This window comes from Lysinibacillus sp. NPDC093216 (assembly GCF_050280325.1).
Lineage (GTDB): Bacteria > Bacillota > Bacilli > Bacillales_A > Planococcaceae > Lysinibacillus.
The window spans coordinates 202,083-226,984 of the sequence record NZ_JBNNVB010000003.1 but is presented as its reverse complement, the minus strand read 5'-3'; the positions used below and the strand labels follow the sequence as shown (position 1 = coordinate 226,984).

The window sequence follows — 24,902 nt, the reverse complement described above, 5'->3', positions numbered from 1 at the left end:
CGTTTGATTTCAATTGATCCTAAGAAAAATACGGAACGTGAGAATTATAAGTTATTGATTGGCAGTATTATTCCGAGACCTATTGCCTTTGTTACGACAAAGTCAGAGCAAGGGGTCATCAATGGTGCACCTTTTAGTTTTTTTAATATCGTGTCTTCCAATCCACCGATGATTTCTCTGGCCGTTCAAAGACCAAATGGGCGCTTAAAAGATACCGCTCGCCATATCCATCATCATCAGCAATTTGTTGTGCATATTGTAGATGAGGATAATGTTAAGCAGGTGAATGAAACGGCAGCTTCATTACCTGTAACTGAAAGTGAAATTGATCGAGTTCAATTTACATTAACCGATAGTGAGCTTATATCTGTACCAGGTATTCAAGAGGCAAAGATTCGAATGGAATGCCGTTTAGTACAGACGATTCCTTTAATGAATGGTGACGAACAGACAGGTGATTTGTTTATTGGTGAAGTCGTACAATATCATATAGATGAGACCCTTTATAATGAAGGACGAATTGATCCAAGAAAACTAAAAGCAGTTAGCAGACTAGCCGGCTCAAATTACGCAAAAATTGGAGATATATTTGAGATAGAACGTCCAGAATAAAAAATAAAATGCGAAAATGTTGACTTAACAGCATTTTCGCATTTTTACTTTATCCAAAAATTCTTTCGATATTCACTAAATCTTCTTTTGTTAATGGGATATCGCTTGCTTTCACATTGGTAGCCACTTGGTTTTTATGTTTTCCGCCTGGGATAACTGCATCAATACCATCTTGAGCTAATAACCAAGCAAGCGCTAGATTTGGTAATGTCGTTTGTTTTTCCCCTGCAATTCCTTTTAATCCATCTACTTTTAATAATGTTTGTTCAAATAATTCACCTTGGAATAAAGGATCCGAAATTCGCCAGTCTCCAGTGCTTAACTTAAAGTCTTTTGTATACTTGCCACCAAGTAGACCATATGCAAGTGGACCGTATGGAATAAATGAAATATCATTTTTTACACAGTAAGGCAATAAATCTTGCTCTGCTGAACGGTTTAACATATTGTACGGAGATTGTAACACTGAAATATCATTGTGCACATTAGCTTCTATAAGTTGATCTAATGTAACGTTTGAAATGCCAATTGCTCGGATTTTTCCTTCCTCTTTTAAGCGTGATAATTCACCAATCGACTCTGCAAGAGGGGTCTCGTTGTCTGGGAAGTGTAAATAGTAAAGGTCCACATAATCCATCTGTAGACGATTTAAGCTATTTTCAAGTGCACTTCGTAAATATTGCGGATGATTATTTGTTTTTACTGAACCATCCTCAAACCAGTGTCTACCTCCCTTTGTCGCTAAAACAAAATTTTCCCTTTGATATTTATTTAATACTTCGCCAACAAGTTCTTCTGAACGCCCTTTTCCATATATGTCAGCTGTATCGAAAAAAGTTATCCCTAAGTCAAGGGCAGCGGAGACTAGCTCTTTCCCATTTTGTTCATTTAAGTTTTCATATAAGTTATGGCCACCTACAGCATTCGTCCCAAGACCAATTTCGGAAATCTTAATATTTGTTTTTTTTAATGTATGAAATTTCATATTCCTACCTCCTCTGTTTTCTGTAATCAGAATAGAGTAAAAAAAATATTTTACCAACATACAAAGTTATAGTTTCATATATAGAAACAAAAGCGTTTTAATTGCAAATAGAAGATCGGTTGAAATTTTCTTTTATGCTAACAGGTAATTGATTTCTTCCGTCAATTGCTTGCTTGCCTCTTCTAACCTTTTGACAAATGACCGTATGGCCGTTTTCTTAATTTGATTCGTCGAACCGTGCAAAGCAATTGCGCCGATGACTTCTTCATTCACATAAATCGGAACTGCAATACAAATTTTACCTACATTCGTTTCTTCGTGATCAAAAGCATATCCCTGTGCTTTAATGACCTGTAAATGAGGAATCAATAGGCCATAATCATAGAAGGTTTTTGTTGTAAATGTATTTAGTTCAATACTATTTAATAGTTCACGTTGTTTTTTAGCTGACAGATGAGCTAATACTACTTTTCCGAGTGCGCTTGAATGCATAGGTGTCCGAGTATCGATTGCTTGATAAGCAGGATGTTCAAAAGGCTCCCTAATCACATTTTTTATCACCATCTCACAATCTTCCAAAATACCAATGTAAGTAGTTATTTCTTCTTGGCGAGCTAATTGATATGGCGCCACGAGAGACGTCCATTGGATATCTTTGTGCCAATATAAGTGCTCATCCCTAAAGATATGCGGATTTAATTGATAATACTTATTATATTTAATTACATAATTCATTTTTTCTAGCGTATAAAGCATGCGAAAAACGGACGTCTTATTCATTGATAGTTCTTCCATAATTTCAGTTAATGTAAGAGAATGCTTTTGACGTAATACATCTAAAATCAAAAGACCCTTTTTTAATGTTGATACTTCATAGGAATCCATGTTGCCCTCCCCTAACTTCTCAAATAACTTATTATAGCCTATACAAAGCCATGAAATACTCATAGTAACCATTCTTACTATTATAACGGTAATCTTTTATAACTTCTCAATCTTCAAATATAAACGATCTCAAATTTGTAAAGTAGTGGACAATTATAAAAAATGTCAGTGTTTTTTTGTATGAAGTGTTGATTCTCCTCTTACTGGAGGTAATACACTTTGATTTGAATCAGCAAGATCAAAAAAACAAGGAGGTTTTTCATTATGAGGTCTATTGAATTGTTTTATATCATCTTTAATATTGTTTTGCTAGGTTGGTTAGTCTTTGGTAGAAACAAGTCACGGCAAGGGGTGCTGATAGGTGGTGGTATGTCTATTCTATTTCTGCTTGTCCATGGGATCATAGAAGGTATGCGCTGGCAAATGATTCCGACCTATTTAATGACATTATTTTTTATCGTTGTTGTTGTGATAAGGCACTTTTTTAACCCAAAAGATCAAAAAGAACAACAATCAAATATGTGCCGATCACGCGTTGTTCTTAATTCAACATTAGCTGTACTTTATTCTGCTGTAGCAGTTAGTCTGCCTATCGTGCTTCCGGTATTTACTTTTGAAAAGCCAGTGGGTCCGTACAAAATTGGAACAGTCACCTACGATTGGGTGGATACTCAAAGGGAAGAGACTCTTACACCGGAGCCTGATGACAAACGCGAATTAATGGTACAAATCTGGTATCCTGCTGATACGACTGCTAAAGGTAATACGGCTCCTTATATTTCCGATTCTGATGTTTTTGCAGAGGGGTATAGTAAAATCCTGAATTTACCGAAGTTTTTATTTGCAAATTTTGGTTATGTCAAAACACATGCTATTGAGAACGCTGAGATTTCTAATCAGGAAACAACCTATCCGGTGCTCCTGTTTTCTCATGGTTTTAGTGGACATAAAAATCAGAACACTTTTCAAATTGAGCAATTAGTCAGTCAAGGCTATATCGTGGTAGGTATGGATCATACTTACAGTAGCACGACTTCAGTCTTTTCTGATGGTCGTGTAGCAAATTACGTGCCTCAAAAAACTGAATCAATTGCATATTTAGATAAAGCAAATGAAGGTTGGGTAGAAGATGCTAAATTTGTGCTGGATCAAGTGGAGCAGCTGGCCCAGAATGATCCTGAAAACCGTTTTACAGGTCGAATGGATATGGAGAATGTAGGTATGTTTGGTCATTCCTTTGGTGGAGCAACAAGCACCCAAATGCTAATGACAGATTCAAGAATAAAAGCAGCTCTTAATATGGACGGTGTTTTATATGGAAAACTCCGAGTTCCTGTGGATGGGCTGAAGAAGCCGTTTATGATGATGAGTGCCGATGACACAATCAGAGAGGCGAAGGAAACGGATGGTAAGGAGCTCATCGAGTTTGTAAAGGAAACTTTGCCACGGTACGAGTATGTAACTGTGGGAGGAAACTATTGGATGAAAATTAAAGATATGAAGCATATGGGCTTCTCCGATTTATACCTGTTTTCACCGCTTTATGAACGGATGGAAGGGGTCGACATCCAAAAGGCATACCGATTAATTAACGATTATTCATTGGATTTCTTCGATCATTATTTGAAGCAACAGCCATTCAAACTATTGGAGCAAAATATAGGCGATCATCCAGAGTTTACGTTACTGAAAGGTTGACTACCAAAACGAATAGTTGAGGGTGTTTAGCCCTCGATTATTCGTTTTATGATTCTTCCATATGTTCAAGCCGCCATTCTATTCCTTGAAATAGTAATTGATTGGCTTTTGAGAGTTGGTAGTATTGTGGGCTTAGAATAGCACATAACGTTTCGCATCGTTCGAGTCGTTTGGTTTTGGTTAATTGAATATATTCTGTAAAGTAGCGGAAGTGATCTTCTTTATTGTCCAATTGCTGTGAGTTCGCATACAGCCAAGCAGTGTCGTCGATAATGGTCTGTACAATTGGACTGTTGGCAGGCAATTTTTGCTTCAGCGCCTTATTCAATCGATCATGGATGTTCTCAAGCTTTCTGACCAATGTTGTAGCATTATATTTGACTGATGAACAATATTAAAGTACAGAAATTCAGTATTTTTCAAGTCTTTTATAAACTGAGGATCATTTATAAGCTCCTGTAATTCATGCCAAGTAGCTGTTTGTTTGGCGGAGCCTTTCACTTGATTAATAATATATTTATCAAAATAATAAAAAAACGAATCTTTCCACTCTTTAGGAATGCCAATTAATAATTGGCATTCCTTCAATTTTTTATCGATAAATTGTTTTTTATGTTCGGTATTTATTGTTCGTTCGTTTACTAAGTTATGAATATACTGCAATGAATCCCCGTCATGTTCCTTTGCTTGACGAAGAATCGATATCATATCCATAAGCGTAGTAACCTGTGTCTCCATCGATTCGATCTGCCAATCAAGTGTTTTATCAACTGATATTTCTTCAGATATCATTTTGCTTATTTCATCAATTCCGAAATCCAGATAACGCAGGTTTGTAATCATTTCAAGGCGCCATATATCTTCAGCTGTGTACAATCGATGTCCACCCTCAGTATAACTTGTAGGTTTCAGCAATCCAATTTCGTCATAGTAACGGACTGTCTTTATCGTGGATCCTATCATTTTAGCTGTTTCACCTATTGAATATTTTTTTTCTTCCAAATGATTACACCTCCTGATTGGATCACTTATATCTAACAATGATAAATAAACAAAAGTCATTATGCTAGTAAAGAATTTATTTCTCTTATTTTACGATAAACGGGAAATAGATTAATCCTTAAAAGGTCGAATGACATAAATTGCAGGAATCAATAACAACTATTGCATTAGGAGAGATCGAGAGAAAGGACTTATCAGGCAAGTAATGCTGATTATGGCACTAATTGAGGAATTGGACTTGCCCACTGTGAAGTTTAGCTTCTTCATCAGCAACGTAACATAAGTGAACTATTAACTCGTTTTCTAGTAAAAAGGTAAATTGTTATAATAATCAAATTGTTGACTCAATTCGAAAATGCAGATAATATACTGTTTATTGATAAAAATACATAAAAATGAAATTTATTTTCTTTTTTTGAAAGTGGAGTGGTTATTATGGCGAATTTTTTACGGAAGAAGTCAATCGAGCAAGCCAATAAAATAACTGAAGTCGAACGTTTTAAACTTAAGCGTGAACTAGGGTCGTTGCAATTATTGCTGTATGTACTAGGGGCTACAATAGGAGCTGGCATTTTTGTACTGCCAGGAACTACAGCTGCTCTACATGCGGGTCCTGGTGTCGTTGTTTCATTCTTAATAGGGGGTCTTGTAACAATAGCAGTTGGATTAGCCTATGTCGAATTCGCAGCGATGGCCCCTGTTGCCGGGAGTGCTTACACCTATTCTTATATTGCGTTAGGTGAAATGATTGCTTGGATAATCGGTTGGGATTTATTATTAGAATTTATCGTTATTTCTAGTACAGTCGCAGTTGGCTGGAGTGGCTACGTCAATTCGTTTTTACAATCTGTGGGAATTCACTTGCCAGAAGTTTTAACAAAGGATATTGCTCATGGTGGGATTGTGAATCTACCTGCTGTGGCTGGTTGGCTTATTGTAGCTTGGATTTCAATGAGTGGAATTAAAAATGTGGGCCGATCAAATATGTTATTTACAGCTGCTAAGGTTGGCGCGATTATTTTATTCCTTGCTATAGGGGCTTTTCACGTTAACCCTATAAACTGGACACCGTTTACACCATTTGGCTGGTCAGGTGTAATGGCGGGAGCGGCACTAGTGTTCTTTGCCTTTACCGGATTTGATGGTGTAACAACAGTTCTTGAGGAAGTAAAAAATCCACAAAAAACAATACCAAAAGCTTTAATTGGTGGTCTAAGTATACTAACGCTTATTTATGCAATTGTTGCACTAGTATTAACAGGTATTGTACCATCCCCTGAGTTGGATGTTCCAAATCCTACTGTATATGCACTAGAATCTGTTGGGATTCAATGGGGAGGTGCTATCATTGCAGTATCAGTTATTTTTGGATTGCTTGCTACGATGATTGCAAATACAACAAGTGCGACACGCGTGCTGTTTGCAATGAGCCGAGATGGACTTCTACCAGAACGTATTGCACAAACAAATAAAAAAACAGGAGTACCTGTATTATCAACTTTAATTGTAGTTGTAACAGGCATTCTCTTATCAGGATTTTTATCGATCGGAGAATTAGCGGAATTTGCTAACATCGGCGGTTTAACTGCTTTTGCTTTAACAACAGTTAGTGTTGTTGTTCTTCGCTATACACGACCAAATCAACCACGTGTATTTAAAGTACCTGCGCTATGGCTTGTAGCAACTGTAGGTGTTGGAGGATGTATTGTATTAATTTTTAGTCTGCCGCTATTTACTATCGTGCGCTTTTTGATTTGGTTAGCGATAGGTTTAGTTATTTATATAGGCTATGGATACAAGCATGCTAAAATAAGCTCTAAAAATGAAGATCTATAAATATGATGAACACCTCTTTAGCTCTAAAGAGGTGTTTTTATAACTAAATTAAATCAGAGCTGGACGCACATCCTTGTAAAGATTGACATATTATAAGTTTAAATTCCCTTACATATCCAGGATTCAAATTCAAACATGAAAGGTGATTGCCAAGAAAGTCGTTTATTATTAGCTTTTTTGTGCCGTATTTATTTCCCCATCTAAAAAACATTATCTTCGTTAAATCTTGAAGTTTTCAAGATTCTTCACCTATTTCTGGTTCCAACTTCAGTTGAGTGAATGGCTCTTCGGCTTTCTCCATCCAATTTGTCCAGATACTCTAAGGTACTGTTAGTTCAAATTGATGTACATAAGGAGCAACTAGTGATGAATGTCCTTTAAGGTTTGTAACTTTCAAATACGCCATACTTTCTATTATTTTCAGTTTAAAATTTTTATAAGAATATCATACTGAAACTGAGGAGTAATGCCAAAATCTGCTCTTGATTACAAAAGTATTTTTGGATGAAAGCACATGGAACGGAGGGAGGCTTAGAGCCTGTGAAATGTGTACCCCTGGAAGTCATGTGAAAATTTTGGTGAAGAGCAGAAACAAAAGAAAAAAATTATAATTTTAATACTATTATAAAAGAACTTACATTGGATATGATGGTGTTCAAAGGGTTATAATAGACTAATAGAATTAAGGCTTATAACGCTGATACAGCTTTCAAAAATATTGTTATTAATTTGATAAGGCATACTATTCTTTTCGCTCCTTGGATGCATTAATTTATTATGAGACTTATAAAGCGCAAGTATTTAAGTCTTATTCTAAGTATTAATGGAAATAATAATCCAATGAAGGGGGCGTTTACATAAGAATGATACGTAATGTTTTACATCAATTTATTAATTGTTTTTGTTCATTTGATAGCGAAACCCAGGCAGTAAAGGCAGCAAAGCCGTTTTGTAGAAGGAGTGAATACATGAGTAATTTCTTTCGAAGCAATGGATTTAAACGTTTTTTAATCCTAGTTGGGATCGCTATTGCACTATATATGATGCGAAGTATGATCAATCTTATTCTTCTCACGTTCATTATTACTTACTTGATGAATCAACTTACCACGAAGACAACAAAAGAGGTTAGAAAGTACGTACGGATGGGCGAGAAGGCTGTGACAGTTACCCTCTATCTTTTACTTGTTGCAGGTATTGTTGCAATTATCTACAAGTATTTGCCTATCGTGACCCAACAAATTACACAGCTCTTTGATCTTATTGCTAGCTTTAGTCTCAATCCAAATGATAACGAGATTGCGAGGTATTTAGCTCCAACCTTTGACAAGATTGAACTGGGTAAATATTTAGAGCAGGGTGTAGACCTCACGCTAAAAAATCTTACGAATATTGGTAAAATCATTCTGCATATTTTCATCGCATTAATTTTGAGCTTGTTTATTTTACTTGAGAAGAAACGTATTATAGAATTTACAGCAAAATTTAAAGATAGTAAAATGAGCCATCTCTACGATGAACTACATTATTTCTCAAAGATATTTATTCGTTCTTTCGGTAAAGTTATTGAGGCGCAGTTCATTATTGCCGCTGTTAACTGTGGTTTATCTGTTATTGCATTATACATTATGGGCTTCCCGCATTTAATTGCGCTAGGAATTATGCTCTTTATACTGGGATTGGTGCCAGTTGCAGGGGTCATCATGTCCTTGATTCCTCTAACTATAATCGCATACAGTATCGGTGGTCCTATGTACATTGTCTATATTTTGATGATTGTTATGGTACTACATGCATTGGAGGCATACTTCTTAAATCCAAAGCTGATGTCTGCCAAGACGAATCTTCCAATTTTCTATACATTCATCGTCATTCTCTTCTCAGAGCATTTTCTTGGTGTATGGGGATTAATTATTGGTATTCCATTATTCATGTTCCTTCTGGATATTCTAGGAGTTACATCCTCAGAGGATGAACTGGAACAGGCGATGGAAATACAAGAGGATAAAAAAATTGAATAAAGTTTTCGTTCAAAAAGGAATCAAGTGTGTATGATTCCTTTTTATTTTTGTTTATAGAAAATATTTACATATGCTAAGATGAACTATGAATGTGTTGACAAGTTAGGGGGGAGAGAAGTGAGTAAATCATTAAGTTGCTAGATACGAAAGCAGCCCATGCAAAGCCTAATTTTGATATGGCAATACTTTGTATGGGGTGAATTCCAATATTTGCCTTGAAGTATTTCTTATAAAATTAGCTTTGCTACCTTGTTTTATTAATTTCAAAATAAAAATGAGGGGTTGGAATAAATGGCTTATAAGAAGGCTTCAGTTATCTTACCAAAAGAGCTTTTATTAGAAATCCAAAAATATGTTCAAGGTGAAACGATTTATATTCCTTAAATAGAAAACACTTATTTAGAGTGGGGTGCTCGTTCAGGCACAAAGAAATATATTGAGGACAGGAATAAGTCTATAAAAGAAGCGTTTACGAATGAAGCTTCAATTGAACAATTATCTACGGAGTATCATTTAGCGGTAGAAACGATTAAAAAAATTGTATATACGAAGTAATTTTTAAAGCACTAGCAGTGGATATGTTAGTGCTTTTCATATGTCTAAAACGTTTCTAAATTAAACTAGGCATATTCTTTCTACTACAAATCTTGTTCAATAGTTAAAGGGAGGGGTTTTTTATGATTGCAGGGCAAGGTGTATTTTTAAGACCAATTACAGAAAAAGATGTTGATAGTATCTACAAGTGCTTTCAAGATGAAGAAATTATGTATATGACAGGTACACGTAACATTTTAACGAAGGATCAGATTAGAGAGGCTTTGATTCGATTTAGCGAAGATTCCACACGCCATGATTTTGCTATTTGTTTAGTAGAAAATAGCCAAATTATCGGTGATTTAACCATTATGGAAATAGACTTAGACAATAAAAAAGCAATATTTCGCATAGCTTTACATAGTATAGAAGATTGCGGCAAGGGATATGGGGCAGAGGCAGTTCAGCTTGTTCAAAAATTTACGTTCGAGGAGCTTCAGCTTAATCGCCTAGAGTTACAAGTTTTCTCTCATAATATTCGGGGAATCAAATCGTACGAAAAGGTAGGCTTCAAAAAGGAAGGAACTTTAAGGCAATCCTTATATATGAACGGTAAGTATTTTGATGAAATAATTATGAGTATTCTCCGTGATGAATATATGCAATTAAAAAAGAGCCATTAGTATAGCTAACCCCCTCTCGATTATTGTATTGAAAGGGGGTTAACTTTATTTATATTGCTTTATTTTAAGGAACTTGCTTCTGAGAAAATAGTATGTGTTTTTTTCTTCATAAATATAAAAATTAATAATGCGGTAATACCTTCAGCGACGGGGAATGTCCACCAAATAGCTTGTGGGCCAAGTAATTTAGGCAATAGTACGAGAGCAGGGATAAATAATATAATACTGCGAAGTAACATTATGGTTGTTGCAAGACGAATTCTTTCAATAGATTGGAAGAATTCCGCAAAGACCATGTTCACTCCAAGGAATACATATCCAATTGCAAAGTGTACAAAGCCTTGAGCTGCCATATTACGAATTTCAAACGTACTATCACCGAATAATGCTATTAGCTGAGAAGGGAATAATGTAGCAATTATGACAGTAGTTAAACCTAGAATAAATGCAGTGGCTATACCGATTTTCAATAACGCTGTTAATCTCTCAATTAATCTCGCACCGTGGTGATAACTAACGAGAGGCTGTAGGGCCATGCCGATACCAAGGAATACAGTTAATAGTACGGTATGAATATAGTTAATCATCGCGTAGGCGGTTACTCCATCTGAGCCCAAATAGTGTAAAAATGTCACATTATATAAAATAACCATAACAGCGACGGAGGCCTCAACAATAAAGCTTGGTAGCCCAATAGCAAAAATTTTCTTTAGATCAGATAGGTTGATAAAATTACGCACAAATTTTAATTCGGATTGCTTTCGGAAGAAATGTAGGCAAAGCACCGACATACCGATTATTGTGGAAAGTGCTGTAGCCAGGGCACAGCCAGTTACGCCGTAGTGGAGCACGAAAATAAAGATGTAGTTTAAAATAATGTTTAACACAGATGTAGTGATTAAACCCATCATCGCAAGCTTTGGATTGCCATCATTTCGAATGAAAATGCTTAGTAAGTTTTCAATTGTGTAGAACACACCGAAAATCAAAATAACATGTAAGTAGTCTTGTACATAAGGAAAGGTAGCATCACTTGCGCCGAATATATAGGAGATTTCCTTTAAATTGAATAAAAGTATTAGAATCAGCGTCATAACGACAACGACCATTGCTGTAAATGCTAATGTAAAGAGCTGGTTCGCTCTTTTTTTATTGCCCTCACCGAGAGAAATTGAAAATAGTGTTGCCCCACCCATACCAATCCAAAGGGAAATAGAGAGTAAAATCGAGAATATGGGTACAGCGATATTTACTCCAGCTAAAGCGGTTGGCCCCACTCCGTGACTAACGAAAATACCATCCACTAAAATATTGACTGACATCAGCAACATACCAATCATAGCTGGAAATAAGTATGATAAAAACAAGGGCTTCAGTGGTCTTGTTTCAATTGGATTAATGGTAGTCATGAGCATGTACCTCCTTTACCATCACCTTTTCGCCTTTGTCATCTAGCTCACCGTTAAAGACGAACCCAAACTTTTTATATAGCTGAATAGCTACTATATTATTGTCATAAACGCTTAAATATATATTTTGACAGCTGTATTTAGCTACTAAATAATTTATTAGCTGCTGTAAAAAGTATTTTCCCAATCCTTTGTTCTGATAACGCTCATCAATGAAATAGCGATCCAACCAAACACGTTTTGTATTGTCCTTATGTGGGAACACACCATACATAGCGAAGCCGACTGCAATATCTCCTCTATACAATCCAACAGGAATAAAGCGTTCGTCTATTTCTGCTTCCGCTAAACATTGCTTTGTACTTTCAATAAAATCTTGCTGATGATCAGCAATACGTAATGCTAATACTTTCTCTTTGTTTAAAGCCGTAATGTCACGAATTTCCGTGAACATAATGTCAAAACCTTTCTATTTTTAATTTCTTTCAGCCGGTCCCGGACGCATTGTTTATCTGTGCGACAGCAACAAATGTTTTCTGTAGCGACAGCTACAATTATGTCGTGGCATAATTGATTGTGAATAGCTACAATCTAATGTATATAGTAACTATATGGTCAAGGAGGGAAACTTAAAAATGTTTAATAAAAATGTAAAATATTTTACAACTGGTGAGTTCGCCAAAATTTGTAAAGTCAATAAACAAACGCTAATTTATTACGATCAAATCGGTTTATTATCCCCAATTATGAAGGATAGTAAAGACTACCGTTATTATTCCATTGCACAATATGAATTTTTTAGTGTGATTGAGCTATTAAAGGCGGTTGGTATGTCTTTAAAGGATATTCAAAAATATATGGCAGAAAAATCACCTGAAAATTTCTTAGAATTAATGTATCAGCAAAAGGAAATTGTAGCGAAAAAACGTCGAGAGCTGGAGATGATTGAAAGCATTATTGATGTAAAAATCGATTTAACAGAGGAAGCCTTACACATTGATTTTGATAGTATTACGGTTGAGCATCTGCCAGTGGCCACATTGTATTTAAGTAAAAATATCGAGGATTCGACGGAAGAACAGTTTACGAAGGCTATTTCAGATTTTATTGATGAATTAGATCGCTCTCAATTAGACACAGGTTATCCCATAGGAGGGATTACAAGAAGAGAGCAAGTATTAGCCGGCAACTATGATAATTATAGTCATTTGTATATAGAGCAACCACACCCACGAGAAGGTCATCCTTATTTCGAGGCGATTGAAGGAGATTTTATTGTTGGATACCATGTAGGAGATTCTACTACACTTGGTGAAACTTACGAGCGATTATTTAAGGTTATGCAGGAAAAAGGTTTTGAACTAGGGCAGTACGTATTTGAAGAATATATTTATGATGCTGTTATTAGAAATCGTGAAGAGGATTATGTAACGAAAATTATGATAGAAATTAAAAAAGGTTGTTGATAAGTTAACTATCAACAACCCGGCTTTCCAATATGCTTTAGTGCAACGTTAAGTTTATATCAGGATGTTCCTTCTGAATTTCTTCTAATTTATTGTCATTGATTCCTTTTAAATTTTTATTAAAAAAGCCTACTGACAATTCATTAATCAGTTTAAAAATAGCATTCACATCTGCGCCAGATTCATTAATAATTGGTGAAACTGCTGCTAAATCTGTAAAACTTCCATGATTTGTTTTTGGAATAATAGCTGTGTAAACACCAGGCTTTTCAATCGTTTTATTTCTTAAATAGGATTCTACAAACAATTCATCTCGATTACCTGGTTGTTGGCTATATGCTTCTTTCATAAAATTAATGGATGCCTCCGCATTCAAAAGCATAAACGGCTTTTCTGGGCCATTTGTTGGCATAGCGTCACCATATAAACCACCATCCATATCAATTGCCGCTTTAATGCGATCATCTTTTACAAGCATTTGTGCAGAAGTCGCACCACCAAAAGAGTGGCCGAGCATACCAATATTGTCATAATCAATTAACGCTGCAATTGCTTTAAAATTCTTATCAAAATCACCTTTAATGACCTCATCTAAAACAAATGATGTATCCTGTTCCCAAAGCTTGATACGACCACTCAGGAAGGTAATTGTATTTTCAATTGGTGTAAAATCCACACGATCTCCATCTGGAAATACAGTTGTTGTCGCATCACCTGTAAAGTTTAGCGCGACAACTACATAGCCATGGCTTGCTAACTCCTCTAGTTGGAAGGTGTTTTGGCGACTATATAAACTCATTCCATGGGCAAAGAATAGAAGCGGGAATTTGCCTTTTGCCTTTATCGGCGTCGCATCTTTATAAGAATGGGTTTCCGTCAATCCTAAATGTGTTGTAGCGATATACGGAAAACTTTGTGTGATTGCTAATTGTTGTGTTAAGGCCTCTATATGTTCAAAGTAAGGAGAGAGCTGTCCAGTCCCTTTTTCAGCAGGATAATAGACTTGTATCATTAATTCTCGATTTACCTGATGATTAGGTACGACAAATTCTTTACGATTCTTATCGATGAGGTGAAATTCCTGGGTTCCTACTGAATATTCACCTGTAGGTTCAGAAAAAGATATGATTGGAAAAAGCTTTGGTAAGGTGAACATTCCAAATGCTGCTGCAGCAATACCTACAAGTTTAAAAATCTTCATACTTAATTTTTTTGAAACAATCGTGCTTTTAGGCTTTACAAAAACCTGCAGTGTCAATACTAATGAAACAATATAAGCAGGGATTATACGCCAGTTAGCGCCAATTGAAATAATTGTAGCTAATAGTAATATATAGTTGGCAACTAACATAAAAACATTAATTTTAGTTATCCCACGCTGTCTAAAAGTCAGTAAAATGCTTGATAATAATAAAACAATCGTAAATATAACTTCTAAGGTTTTCATATTACATCTCCTTTTACATACATGCGAATGTATGTAATTGTTCGGTGGTGTAGAATTACAAGCAGTCGATACATACATACAAATGTATGTATGTGACTAAAATAATAAACTACATAAAGTAGTCTACTATTCGTGAACTTTATCAAATAAAGCTAAAAAAACGTTCTTCAATTCATCATTTACCAGTGGCATTCCAATCCCTTCGAACAGTAAACTAATATGTTCGATTTTTTGAATAAACTCAGCTCGGCTTACACGAAATATTTCTGGATTCATCCAAATGTCAAAAAGCATTGTGAAGGTCTCAGCTGCTTGCTTCGGAAAAGCAATTTGTAGTGATCCGTCTCGATTTCCTTCTTCAATAATTTTTTGAATGCCTGGCGCAACAACCAGTATTCCTTCTGTGATGCGACTATAAACAAACTCAGCAGAATTCATTTTTAAAGGGATGGTGGATAGGTTTTCTTCTTTGACACTTTGAGAAATTGAAAAAGAAATTCCTTGCCTTAAACGTTCTAAAGCATTTAAGTTTTCTAAATCGGATATTTCATTAAAATAATTATTTGCCATCAGCATTTCTTTTGTAATGGCATCAATAACATCAGCACGTGTTTTAAAATGATGATAGAAAGCTCCTCGAGTGATATCTCCCACATCATCTACAATCTCTTGAATTGTTACATTGTCCCAACCATTTACAGTGAATAATTTAACAGCTGATTCAATAATTCTTTTTCTTGTAACTTCTGGATATTTATTTCTGGCCATAAAATATCTCCTTATAGATACATTCGAATGTATTTATAATAATAGAGTGAGACATTTTAATTGTCAACAACATACTATTTAATTCAAAGCAGTTAGAAAAGAACTAAAAAATAGCAAACTAGAAAAACTAGTTTGCTATTTTTATATTCTTATTTTATATAATGTGGTTTACTTACTTTATCAATCAGCAGAAGGCCATCATATTGATCTCGTGGAACAAGACTTTCTTGAATCATTCCCCAGCTATACGATAAACGTGGCTCAAACATCCATGAGTTTCCTCGCTCATTTTGACGGTTTCGCATGTCGATAAATGTGTATGGTTTATTTGAAGATGATAGAATATCCTCGATTGATCCTTTTACTGTCGGTAAAACGGCCATAGGTTCACCCATATTGTTTGCTGTTTCGCCACTAGTCATATAAAGACCAAGTACATAACTATATTTCTTATAGATATCTGGTAGACGTTCACCCATCAATTTTACCGGATAAGGAGAACCCATTACTTCGGATTGTGCTTTACGAATATGGTCATTATGCGCCCAGACGATAAATTTTTCAGTTGGATAAATCTCCTCTGCTAACCAAAGAAGGTTTTCCATCATTGATTGGTCACGCCATTCCATTGTCTTTAAAAAAGAATCATATTTATTTTGTTCTAAATCAATATTTGATTGAATTGATAGTTCTACATAGTCGTCTGCTAAACGGATACGGTCAGCTAAAGTACGTTCCATAAGCTTTACAATATGAGGCTCGCTCGGATAAGCTGCTTTTAACTCTTTTTCTTTTAGCTGAACTTGAGATTTTACTTGTTTATACACTTCGATAATGCTTGGTTTCGCCTTTTGGTAGCCTTTTAGATCCGTACCAAAGCTCCAGTCTACAAGTTGCTTCTCTACTTCACTGAACTGTTTAGCAAGCTGACTATTTTGCAGCCACTCACCATTCGTGAACGCACCTTGCTGTTGAATATCAAAGCCTGCTAATTTCAAAGGTTTATCGGTATTCTGTGTTTTTTTAGCATACTCAAATAACGGCAGTGTTTCTTTTGACCACCATACACCAAAAATAGCATCCTTCATCGTTTGTTGCGCTGTTTGTTTATCAATTTGTCCTTGCGCATTCATGGCATTCCCCATACCGCTTTCAAAGGCTAGGACATTGTAGCCCATTTCTTGGTGTAAAAATTGAATTAAACGTGTTTTCGCTAGGCTAAATTCTGCTGCGCCATGTGAACTTTCCCCTAAAAAAACGATGCGCTTATCATGCAATAAAGGCTTTAACATCTCTAAATCTTCAAATTTAGTGGATGGAATGTTTTGTTGACTAATTGCTTCAGGTTGAATAGATGTTAAGCCGTAAGCATGATCGTTTGTCCACTTTTTCCAATCTTGAAGTGTTTCATTGGATGTGCGGGCTTGCTTTACTTCTAAATTGTTCTCCAAAGCTACACGTTCTTCTATCGCTGGAACTGCTGCCGATGCATTTGATACTCCGCTGAACGCTGTAAAGCTTGCTAACGCAATACTTAATGATAATAAAACCTTACGATTCTTACCTTTTGTCACTTTCTATCAGTCCTTCGCTATATGTTAAGGTCAATTATAGATAGTGAAGTTTAAAGTAAAAGGGGAGTTTGTTTAAATTTTGTTTAAATTTGGTTGGGTGTCATTATTTTGGGTTATTCGAGCGGAGGCAGATAAAAAAACATCTCCATAGCGTATGTACACTGTAGAGATGTTAACTATTTTATTTATAGTGATACGTGCTAGCTCTCGGATTATTCCGCTGTATTTGATTGAACCATGCACGATCCTTTTCCTCTTGTTTTAAAGTGTTAACGATGGTTGATGAGCAACTAACACAGATTTTTGCCTGAGTAACTTGTCCGCAGCGCTCACAGGGTGCGCCTAAATTAGGGAAAATCGATTTTTTTAATTTTCCTGTTTTTACCCATTTATAGAGTAGCTCAGATGAAACCCCAGTTAATGTAACTACCTCATCGTTCGTTAAATAGCGATTATTTTTTCTCAGTAAAAAATGATGTAGTTCTGAAAAAATATCTTCTTCGCTCACATCAATCCTTTTATTAAATAGCTGCATGTTGATTATTCTCCTCGTTTACTTCAATTGATGACTTCTCCTATATGGTCATTTACATTGTTAGGTTGCTCATCATATTTATAATTTTCCCAGCGATTTCGTGCTAGTTTTCGATATTTATTGGAGACATTTCGATCTGCTATTAGTCGAGAGAATCCTTTTTTCGCTTCAGCAATATCTCCGAGTCGAAGGCTTAATTCTGCATGTAAAAATTGAATTCTCTCTCCGCCCTCTTGATTGGATGCAAAAGATTTGCTGTAAAAGTCCCTTGCAGCAAAGAGGTAGCGCAATTCTGATTCATGATCATTTTTTAAGCGATATAGCCAGGCTATTTTTAGTGCGAAATTAGCCATAAGAAGTGACTCTTCCATTGATGCCCTTGATACAAGATAAGCTAATTTAAGGCTTACAATGGCATCATCGATTGTACGTTCCTTGCACATATCCATTGGTTTTTGAAGCGCTTTTATGTATAGCTCATCAATAAGAAGCATGAAAGGCCCATATGTTCTTGTCATAGATTTGTGGTAAGCATAGCCACAATGTGGACAGACGGCAACTTCATACAATAACGGGTTTAAACCTTCGTAAACGGGCATGAAGTCTGTTTGTTCTTCGATAATTTTATATCGATTAGGGCGTACTTTATATGTGGTAAAATGCTTCTTGCAAAACTTGCAATCCACACTACTTTCATAGTAGTAAATGTTAAATGCCATAAGAATCAACTCCTTTACATAAAAAACGATTATTATTTCTTTTGTTCTATTTATACGATGGACAGTATCGTTCAATGTGTTTAATTTAGTTACCTTTATATTAACAATTCTATGTTCTTTGGTATACTCCTTTAGAATTATTAAAATAAAAATGTTCATTATTTTCTTAGTTATTTGGAATTTCAATATGTACCCGTAATAGTATTTATCGGTGTAGTTAAAGCAAGTTATACATTCGTTTTAGTTTGTCAAATAACGTACAAATTTAAATAATTATTGATGTTTTTATTATAAAGTTGAATGTGTAGGCGATAATGCCTATTTCGTGATTTTGGTATAAAGATGTTTCTTAATGTAAAATTACAAGTATATTGATTGGGGAAATATAGGATTATTATTAAGCAACAAAGGGGAGTCACTCAACACTCGCCTGTAGTGGAAAATGACATTTATATCAGGGTGATCGGAGTAGGGCTGAGCGACTTCTTGGAGATCATCGTCACAGGTGTTACCCGAAGTGGGCCATGTTATGGTGAGGTTCCTCTAAATGATATACCTAATAAAATTGTGTAAAACGATAAGGAGCGAACGATGGATTATAAAATTGTATTTTTTGACGTAGATGGAACGCTTGTTAATTATGAAGATGGTCGTATTGAAGAAAGTACAAGAACCGCTATTAAGCAATTAAAAAACAAAGGAATTCATATTGTTGCTGCTACAGGAAGACCCTTGTCAATGTGCCAAGATTTAAGAAACATAGGCATAGAAACGTTTATTACAGCTAATGGTGCCCATGTTAAGTATCAAGATCGAGTAATACATAAAATGCCTATTGCAAAGGAAATTGTCCACGCAGTTAAGGCTTTTGCTGAAGACAATAAACAAAGTCTATCATTTTTTACAGAACAATTATCGATGAATAACGTCCAAGAAGAAAAGACATTAAAAGCTATGCAAGAAACATTATCTTTGCTAGAGTTTCCTGATATTAATGAAGATATTTTAACGCAAGAGGTTTACTTAATGTGTTTATATGGCGATGAGGATATTGAGAAAAAGTATACTTCAAAATTCCCTCATTTATTATTTAAAAGGTGGCACCCGTATATTACAAATGTTTTGCAACATGATGTTTCTAAATCTATTGCTGTCCATGCTGTACTAGATTATTTCGACTTGAGTCCTGGGGAAGCACTTGCTTTTGGTGATGGAGATAATGATATTGACATGCTGGAGCAGGTTGGCTTTGGTATTGCAATGGGCAATGGTAGTGAAGCATTAAAAAATGTCGCTAATTATGTAACGAAGAAATCAACTGAGGATGGTATTGATTATGCTCTTCGGGAGCTACAAATAATTTAATAGAGTAGTAGCCGAGAAATGAGATTTATAGCATGAATCGACCACTATACAACATTGGAGAAAGTTTTTAAAAAGAAATAATTTTTCCATCTATACAATCTACAGGCAGTGATAATAAATCCTGGAGAAAATTGTATTAAAGTCATAATACTCATAATATTGTTTGCTTTGAGTTATTATAAAGCTATCTGTAAAAAGAAATTCATTATGCTTTAGGTGGGAAGGATTTATGGCGCATCACGTGCAATCTCTAATAGAACATTACGGGTATTTTGGCATCATTCTTATCCTAGTTGGCGGGATTGTTGGGCTGCCACTTCCCGATGAGATATTTTTAACATATGTAGGATATAGCGTATATAAAGAAACCCTCGCACATATTCCAGCTTTAATCAGCGCTATGGTAGGTGCGGCAGGGGGAATTACTCTGAGCTACTATATAGGCTATAGATTTGGGCTACCGTTATTGCAAAAATACGGTCCAAAAATCCACATTACTGAACAGAAAATTGACTTTACTAGAAAATTATTTGCAAAAATAGGGCCGGGATTATTATTAATAGGATATTTTATTCCTGGTGTGCGTCATCTTACAGCATATATTGCGGCTATCAATAATTATCCTTATAAAAAATTTGCTTTCTTTGCCTATACGGGAGCAGTTATTTGGACATTTACTTTTATTACCTTAGGAAAGGTACTTGGGGAGAACTGGCGTTATGTTGGGGTATATTTATCCCGCTACAGTATTTATCTTATAGTATTGTTCCTAATACTAATGTTAATCGTTTATTTTATTTTCAAAAAAAGGAATTCGCCAAAGTAAAAAAGGTCTGATTCAATACCTACTCAGGTTGTGAATCAGACCTTTTTATCTTTTAAGGCAATATTGCAAATGAACGCACAGGGAATCCAGAGGCTTTCTCAGGCTTTGGTACAATATTGAAAATAGCAGCACCTTTTGGAGGGAGCTTATCCAAATTTGTCATGAGCTCAATTTGGTAAGTATCTTGCTCAAGCACAAAATATTCGCCATCTAGCTTACCATTTTTACGAAAATCTGTTGCTGAATCCGTATCAAAGGTTTCGTGGCCAATAGCACTTACTTTTCGTTCGCCGAATAAAAATTGTAACGCTTCTAATCCCCAGCCAGGAATATGATTATTGCCATCAGCGTCTTTGTTGCTGAAAGATTCTTTATCTGGCCAACGTTTACTCCAATCGGTACGCAACGCAACAAAGGTACCTGTTTCAATTTCCCCATTTTCAGCTTCAAAGTCAAGAATATCTTGAACACTTAACGTGAAGTCGTTATTTACTTCGGCTTCTTTTGATTTATCAATAACGATTAGTGGTAGCACTAGTTCTTTTAGCTCCAATTCCTCTAAATAGCGTGTATCTCGCACAAAATGGATAGGTGGATCGATATGTGTTCCGTATTGCCCAGGGAAAGTGAATTGCTGCGCAAAGAAGCCATCATCATGGGAAAATAATGTTTCAAATTTTGCATCATCAAACATAAAGAAGTGGGGCGAATTAGGACCAAATGTATGTGTTAAATCCACCCATTCTTTCGATTTCAATAGTTGAATTGCTTGTAAAAGTTCGTTTGCCATAATATCTTCCTGCTTTCTTTTAATTATTTTTGGATGTAACAATAAAAAAGAGCCCTCCTTGTAGAAAGAGGACTCTTGTGCAAAGCAACTAAAGTAAGTCTTCTCATCTTCAAGGCTAAATTTCGCCAATTGGAATTAGCACCATACCTATAGGCTGGTTGCTGAGACTTCATAGGGCCAATCCCTCCGTCTCTCTTGATAAGAAAAAACAATATAAGAATTTTCAGAAATAAAGATTACAAACACTTTAGCATATTTATTTATAGTTTACAAGTTCAATAGGGATACAAGGTTAAAATTCATAAAGATGCTAAAGGCAAAAAAAGTGGCCCTCTTCAAAGGGCCAACTCTTCACCAATTCAAAATTAATGTTAGCTTACAACAGCCTTGATCAGTAAATGTTATTCGAAATCCATCTGGTGTATAGTTCGTTTCGAATTTTAAAGTAATGCCTGTTGACGTGATTAATTTTTCAACTTCTGTTTTATTTGATTGCTGTGCTGCGTTCATAAGATCATGTGCAAATGGCTCGGATTCATCAATTTTATCCGTAAGTATCTGTGCTTGCTTCATAATAGCTTTGATCCGTTTCGCAGAAGTCTTCAATCTATTTGTATTGACGGGTGGAAATGGACTTCTATTCGTTGGGTTTGTTGGCATTGCTAGCTGTCTAAAAGGTTGTTGAGTAGTTGGTTGATTGGCCATTGCCCATGCCCATGTTGGATAATAATTAGGATAGACAAAATACGGATAAGGATTGTAATACAACTAAATTCCTCCTATCCTATGCTGATACCATATATTATGTACAACAAAGGCTTTCGGTGTTTCCTGGGGGCATCCGATGAACCGCTTCACTCCAGGGTCTCGTCTGCCCAAGGAGTCACCCGTTGATAAAAACTGAAATTGTTCCGATAAATCTTCAAAGTTTGTTTCTATCAAAGAGTAACCATAGAAATGTAGTAGCTGCGGCAAGCATCACCATGCCGAATCCGTATATAGGTGTATGAGCTAATGATTGGTGGCGAACGATGATTCCTCCAATGTATGATCCTAGAAAAATACCAATGTTAAAGGCTGAAATATTTAATGCTGAAGCCATTGAAATAGCTGATGGTATATATTTTTCTGAAAGCTGAACGGCATAAAGCTGTAATCCCGGTACATTCATAAACATAAATAGCCCCATCATAAAGACCATTATTAATCCAACGATTGATGATTCTAAAAAGAAGTTGATGCCGAGTAGTGCTAATGCTAAGCCGATAAAGATAATAAAGATAGAACGTAATGGATTATTATTAGCAAAATGACCACCCAGTGTATTACCGATAGCAACACAGATACCGAATACAACTAAGATAATGACAATTGCTTGAGGTGAGTAGCCCATATATTGCTCTAATATAGGGGAAACATATGTGTATACTACAAACACGCCGCCGTATCCGATTGCTGTAATAAAGAGAATTAATAGCATTTGTATGTTCCCTAATACTTTCCCGATATCTCGAATAGATATTGGTTTACCTTTCGATAACTGACTCGGCACAAGCAGAGTATTACTAATTAACCCGATAATACCAATTAAAACAATGAAAATGAATGACATTCGCCAGTCAGTTACTTGTCCAATAAAAGTTCCTAGCGGGACGCCTGTGACAGTTGCTAATGTTAACCCTGTGAACATAAAAGCTATTGCACTTGCTCGTTTATTAGGTGCCACAACATCTGCAGCGATTACAGAGGCAATAGACATAAACACGCCATGTGCTAATGCTGAAATAACACGGCCGGCAAGTAGTAATGAGAATGAGGGTGCTAGAGCTGCAAGTAAATTCCCGATAATAAAAAGCACCATGACGAGCAGCAATACATTTTTACGACTAAGGCGCGATGTTAAGGCTGTTAAAAGCGGTGCACCAATAGTTACACCTAGTGCATATATGGATACGGTTAAACCCGCAGTACTTAACGTTATACCGAAATCTTCTGTAATTAATGGTAGAAGTCCGACGCTTATAAATTCTGTAGAGCCAATACCAAAAGCACTGATCGCAAGTGCGAGTAATGTTAGTTTAGCATTCGGCACTTTTGTATTTTTCATTCTATTAATATCTCCTTTGATTTTTTGTATAGTATATAGTAATATTCATACATGCCTAAAAGTTATATAGGGTACTTTTAGTTACTTTTGAATATTACAGGGGGTTTACAATGAAAAAAGTTTATAATATCGGTGTTGAAGCCACTCTTGAAGTCATTGGAGGCAAATGGAAACCTATTATTCTTTGTCATCTTAACCACCATGGTCAGATTCGTACGAATGAATTTCGCCGATTGATTCCAGGCATTTCGCAAAAAATGCTAACAAGCCAGTTGCGTGAATTGGAGCAGTCTGGATTAATTAATCGTAAGGTTTTCAATCAAGTACCGCCAAAAGTTGAATATTCATTAACACCTTATGGTCAAGAGATGGACCCTGTGCTGAACATCCTTTGCACTTGGGGTGAAAAACATATCGAAGTGCTACAAGAAAAAGGTGAAGATGTTCTGTTAATGCAACGGGATGAAGATATCGCAATAAAGCATACATCTTAAATAGATTGGAAAGAGACTGTCTAAAAAGTTTTCTATACTAAGAAAATAAGACAGTCTCTTTCACGTTTACATAGCTATCGTTTACATGACAAAATCAAACTCATCTGGGTTTGGTCCAACACGTTGATCTAGATTCATGGCGTTAATGATAGTCATCTCTTCATCAGTTAGTGAGAAATCAAAAATATCAGCGTTTTGAATCATACGTTCTTTGCGCACAGATTTTGGAATTGTGACGATACCATTTTGAATATCCCAGCGCAAGATAACTTGAGGGTTTGATTTCCCGTATTTTTCAGCTATTTTTGAAATAGTTTCATTTTCAAGAAGTCCACCTTGCATTAATGGTGCCCAAGCTTCCATTTGTATATTGTGCTCTTCGCAGAATGAACGTACCTCAGTTTGTTGTAATCGTGGATGTAATTCCACTTGGTTAATAACTGGTGTGATACGAGCTGTTTTCAGAAGGGCTTGTAAATGTGACACATGGAAATTACATACGCCAATAGCTTTAATTTTCCCTTGATCGTATAAATCTTCGAGTGCTCTCCAAGCTTCTGCAAATTTATTTTTACCTGGCCAATGAATAAGATATAGGTCTAAATAATCTAGCCCTAATTTTTCTAAGCTGTCTTCGTATGCTGCAATTGTCTCTTCATAGCTCAAGCCATCGTTCCATACTTTTGATGTAATAAATAAATCCTCACGTTTTAAACCAGTAGTTGCTAGTGCCTGACGAATACCTTCGCCAACCCCTGCTTCATTACCATAAATAGCGGCAGTATCGATACTACGGTAACCAACCTCGATCGCATTTTTTACCATTTCTGCTGTAATATCATTCGGTACTTGAAATACGCCTAGACCCATACCAGGCATTTGTAAGCCGTTATTTAATGTAATTTTATCTTGTAAATGATTAATCATTTTTCTGTCCTCCGATTTTCGTTTGTGCTTTGTTGCTTTCTTATTATGCTTCCATGCCATTGCAAAAAAAAGTACGCACTTTTTAGTTTCATAGAAACGTGGAGGTAACTTTTGTGAGATATCAATGGTTCGCTATAAGAAATTTTTATTAGTTTACGTGGTTCAGCCTTCTATATGCGTTACAATTAATGGCAGAAAATTGAATATTTGAAAATAGTT

General features: G+C 35.7%; 24 protein-coding genes, 1 pseudogene and 1 riboswitch. Of the genes and pseudogenes, 10 read left to right on the top strand and 15 right to left on the bottom strand.

What is annotated here, in order from left to right; genetic code table 11:
• Positions 1-3 precede the first annotated feature (3 nt).
• The gene (locus ACQKOG_RS05800; RefSeq protein WP_370077260.1) at positions 4-612 is read left to right on the top strand and encodes a flavin reductase family protein; all 609 of its coding nucleotides are present in this window, start codon (positions 4-6) and stop codon (positions 610-612) included.
• A gap of 49 nt (positions 613-661) precedes the next feature.
• On the opposite strand, the gene ACQKOG_RS05795 is transcribed toward ACQKOG_RS05800, so the two are convergent.
• Together ACQKOG_RS05795 and ACQKOG_RS05790 are read right to left on the bottom strand one after the other, a co-directional pair.
• Positions 662-1,597 (bottom strand): aldo/keto reductase, encoded by a 936-nt coding sequence (locus ACQKOG_RS05795; protein ID WP_402874313.1) that lies wholly within the window; start codon positions 1,595-1,597, stop codon positions 662-664.
• Positions 1,598-1,729: 132 nt separating this feature from the next.
• Entirely contained in the window at positions 1,730-2,482 is a 753-nt protein-coding gene (locus ACQKOG_RS05790; RefSeq protein ID WP_427445538.1) for an IclR family transcriptional regulator, read from the bottom strand.
• Positions 2,483-2,746: 264 nt separating this feature from the next.
• Between ACQKOG_RS05790 and ACQKOG_RS05785 the strand changes: the two genes are divergently transcribed.
• Positions 2,747-4,180, top strand: a complete 1,434-nt coding sequence (locus tag ACQKOG_RS05785; RefSeq protein WP_370077254.1) for an alpha/beta hydrolase family protein — start codon at positions 2,747-2,749, stop codon at positions 4,178-4,180.
• A 46-nt stretch (positions 4,181-4,226) separates the two neighbouring features.
• On the opposite strand, the gene ACQKOG_RS05780 is transcribed toward ACQKOG_RS05785, so the two are convergent.
• Both ACQKOG_RS05780 and ACQKOG_RS05775 read right to left on the bottom strand, forming a co-directional pair.
• The gene (locus tag ACQKOG_RS05780; RefSeq protein ID WP_427445535.1) at positions 4,227-4,484 is read right to left on the bottom strand and encodes a hypothetical protein; all 258 of its coding nucleotides are present in this window, start codon (positions 4,482-4,484) and stop codon (positions 4,227-4,229) included.
• Between the two features lie 20 nt (positions 4,485-4,504).
• Positions 4,505-5,182, bottom strand: coding sequence for a MerR family transcriptional regulator (locus ACQKOG_RS05775; protein ID WP_427445532.1), 678 nt, complete (start codon positions 5,180-5,182; stop codon positions 4,505-4,507).
• 435 nt (positions 5,183-5,617) lie between these two features.
• Between ACQKOG_RS05775 and ACQKOG_RS05770 the strand changes: the two genes are divergently transcribed.
• The 4 genes and pseudogenes from ACQKOG_RS05770 to ACQKOG_RS05755 all read left to right on the top strand — a co-directional run bounded on the left by ACQKOG_RS05770 (position 5,618) and on the right by ACQKOG_RS05755 (position 10,256).
• Positions 5,618-7,018, top strand: a complete 1,401-nt coding sequence (locus ACQKOG_RS05770) for an amino acid permease (RefSeq protein WP_370077252.1) — start codon at positions 5,618-5,620, stop codon at positions 7,016-7,018.
• A gap of 968 nt (positions 7,019-7,986) precedes the next feature.
• Positions 7,987-9,039: an AI-2E family transporter gene (locus tag ACQKOG_RS05765; RefSeq protein ID WP_370077250.1), complete on the top strand. Its 1,053-nt coding sequence runs from the start codon at positions 7,987-7,989 to the stop codon at positions 9,037-9,039.
• 291 nt (positions 9,040-9,330) lie between these two features.
• A pseudogene (locus ACQKOG_RS05760) lies at positions 9,331-9,594 on the top strand (CD3324 family protein).
• 122 nt (positions 9,595-9,716) lie between these two features.
• Positions 9,717-10,256 carry a GNAT family N-acetyltransferase gene (locus ACQKOG_RS05755; protein ID WP_370077248.1) on the top strand — a complete coding sequence of 180 codons (540 nt, stop codon included), beginning with the start codon at positions 9,717-9,719 and terminating at the stop codon, positions 10,254-10,256.
• A 59-nt stretch (positions 10,257-10,315) separates the two neighbouring features.
• Here ACQKOG_RS05755 and ACQKOG_RS05750 read toward each other — a convergent pair whose 3' ends face one another.
• Entirely contained in the window at positions 10,316-11,665 is a 1,350-nt protein-coding gene (locus ACQKOG_RS05750; RefSeq protein WP_370077246.1) for an MATE family efflux transporter, read from the bottom strand.
• Positions 11,652-12,119, bottom strand: coding sequence for a GNAT family N-acetyltransferase (locus ACQKOG_RS05745; protein ID WP_370077244.1), 468 nt, complete (start codon positions 12,117-12,119; stop codon positions 11,652-11,654). Before ACQKOG_RS05745 ends, ACQKOG_RS05750 begins: the two co-directional genes overlap by 14 nt.
• Positions 12,120-12,300: 181 nt before the next feature.
• Here ACQKOG_RS05745 and ACQKOG_RS05740 point away from each other — a divergent pair, with 181 nt between their 5' ends.
• Positions 12,301-13,131 carry a MerR family transcriptional regulator gene (locus ACQKOG_RS05740; RefSeq protein WP_370077242.1) on the top strand — a complete coding sequence of 277 codons (831 nt, stop codon included), beginning with the start codon at positions 12,301-12,303 and terminating at the stop codon, positions 13,129-13,131.
• A 37-nt stretch (positions 13,132-13,168) separates the two neighbouring features.
• Here the strand turns inward: ACQKOG_RS05740 and ACQKOG_RS05735 are convergent, their stop codons facing one another.
• The 5 genes from ACQKOG_RS05735 to ACQKOG_RS05715 all read right to left on the bottom strand — a co-directional run bounded on the left by ACQKOG_RS05735 (position 13,169) and on the right by ACQKOG_RS05715 (position 18,174).
• The gene (locus tag ACQKOG_RS05735; protein ID WP_370077240.1) at positions 13,169-14,578 is read right to left on the bottom strand and encodes an alpha/beta hydrolase family protein; all 1,410 of its coding nucleotides are present in this window, start codon (positions 14,576-14,578) and stop codon (positions 13,169-13,171) included.
• A 126-nt stretch (positions 14,579-14,704) separates the two neighbouring features.
• Positions 14,705-15,346: a TetR/AcrR family transcriptional regulator gene (locus tag ACQKOG_RS05730; RefSeq protein WP_402874325.1), complete on the bottom strand. Its 642-nt coding sequence runs from the start codon at positions 15,344-15,346 to the stop codon at positions 14,705-14,707.
• 149 nt (positions 15,347-15,495) lie between these two features.
• Complete coding sequence (locus ACQKOG_RS05725; protein ID WP_402874327.1) at positions 15,496-16,920, bottom strand: erythromycin esterase family protein; 1,425 nt, start codon at positions 16,918-16,920, stop codon at positions 15,496-15,498.
• A 181-nt stretch (positions 16,921-17,101) separates the two neighbouring features.
• Positions 17,102-17,455 carry a hypothetical protein gene (locus tag ACQKOG_RS05720; protein WP_427445523.1) on the bottom strand — a complete coding sequence of 118 codons (354 nt, stop codon included), beginning with the start codon at positions 17,453-17,455 and terminating at the stop codon, positions 17,102-17,104.
• A 23-nt stretch (positions 17,456-17,478) separates the two neighbouring features.
• Positions 17,479-18,174: a DUF2225 domain-containing protein gene (locus ACQKOG_RS05715; RefSeq protein ID WP_402874333.1), complete on the bottom strand. Its 696-nt coding sequence runs from the start codon at positions 18,172-18,174 to the stop codon at positions 17,479-17,481.
• A 591-nt stretch (positions 18,175-18,765) separates the two neighbouring features.
• Here ACQKOG_RS05715 and ACQKOG_RS05710 point away from each other — a divergent pair.
• Both ACQKOG_RS05710 and ACQKOG_RS05705 read left to right on the top strand, forming a co-directional pair.
• Positions 18,766-19,539: a Cof-type HAD-IIB family hydrolase gene (locus tag ACQKOG_RS05710; RefSeq protein WP_402874336.1), complete on the top strand. Its 774-nt coding sequence runs from the start codon at positions 18,766-18,768 to the stop codon at positions 19,537-19,539.
• A gap of 229 nt (positions 19,540-19,768) precedes the next feature.
• Positions 19,769-20,365, top strand: coding sequence for a DedA family protein (locus ACQKOG_RS05705; protein WP_370077228.1), 597 nt, complete (start codon positions 19,769-19,771; stop codon positions 20,363-20,365).
• Between the two features lie 52 nt (positions 20,366-20,417).
• Here the strand turns inward: ACQKOG_RS05705 and ACQKOG_RS05700 are convergent, their stop codons facing one another.
• From ACQKOG_RS05700 to ACQKOG_RS05690, 3 genes are all read right to left on the bottom strand, one after another.
• The gene (locus ACQKOG_RS05700; RefSeq protein WP_370077355.1) at positions 20,418-21,155 is read right to left on the bottom strand and encodes a cyclase family protein; all 738 of its coding nucleotides are present in this window, start codon (positions 21,153-21,155) and stop codon (positions 20,418-20,420) included.
• Positions 21,156-21,255: 100 nt separating this feature from the next.
• Positions 21,256-21,360, bottom strand: a riboswitch (SAM riboswitch).
• A gap of 146 nt (positions 21,361-21,506) precedes the next feature.
• Positions 21,507-21,923: a hypothetical protein gene (locus ACQKOG_RS05695; protein WP_370077226.1), complete on the bottom strand. Its 417-nt coding sequence runs from the start codon at positions 21,921-21,923 to the stop codon at positions 21,507-21,509.
• Positions 21,924-22,077: 154 nt separating this feature from the next.
• Positions 22,078-23,262: an MFS transporter gene (locus ACQKOG_RS05690; protein ID WP_370077224.1), complete on the bottom strand. Its 1,185-nt coding sequence runs from the start codon at positions 23,260-23,262 to the stop codon at positions 22,078-22,080.
• 110 nt (positions 23,263-23,372) lie between these two features.
• Here ACQKOG_RS05690 and ACQKOG_RS05685 point away from each other — a divergent pair, with 110 nt between their 5' ends.
• A complete protein-coding gene (locus ACQKOG_RS05685; RefSeq protein WP_370077222.1) occupies positions 23,373-23,756 on the top strand; it encodes a winged helix-turn-helix transcriptional regulator in 384 nt (127 codons plus the stop codon).
• Between the two features lie 81 nt (positions 23,757-23,837).
• Here the strand turns inward: ACQKOG_RS05685 and ACQKOG_RS05680 are convergent, their stop codons facing one another.
• Entirely contained in the window at positions 23,838-24,683 is an 846-nt protein-coding gene (locus ACQKOG_RS05680; RefSeq protein ID WP_427445516.1) for an aldo/keto reductase, read from the bottom strand.
• Between the last annotated feature and the right edge of the window lie 219 nt (positions 24,684-24,902).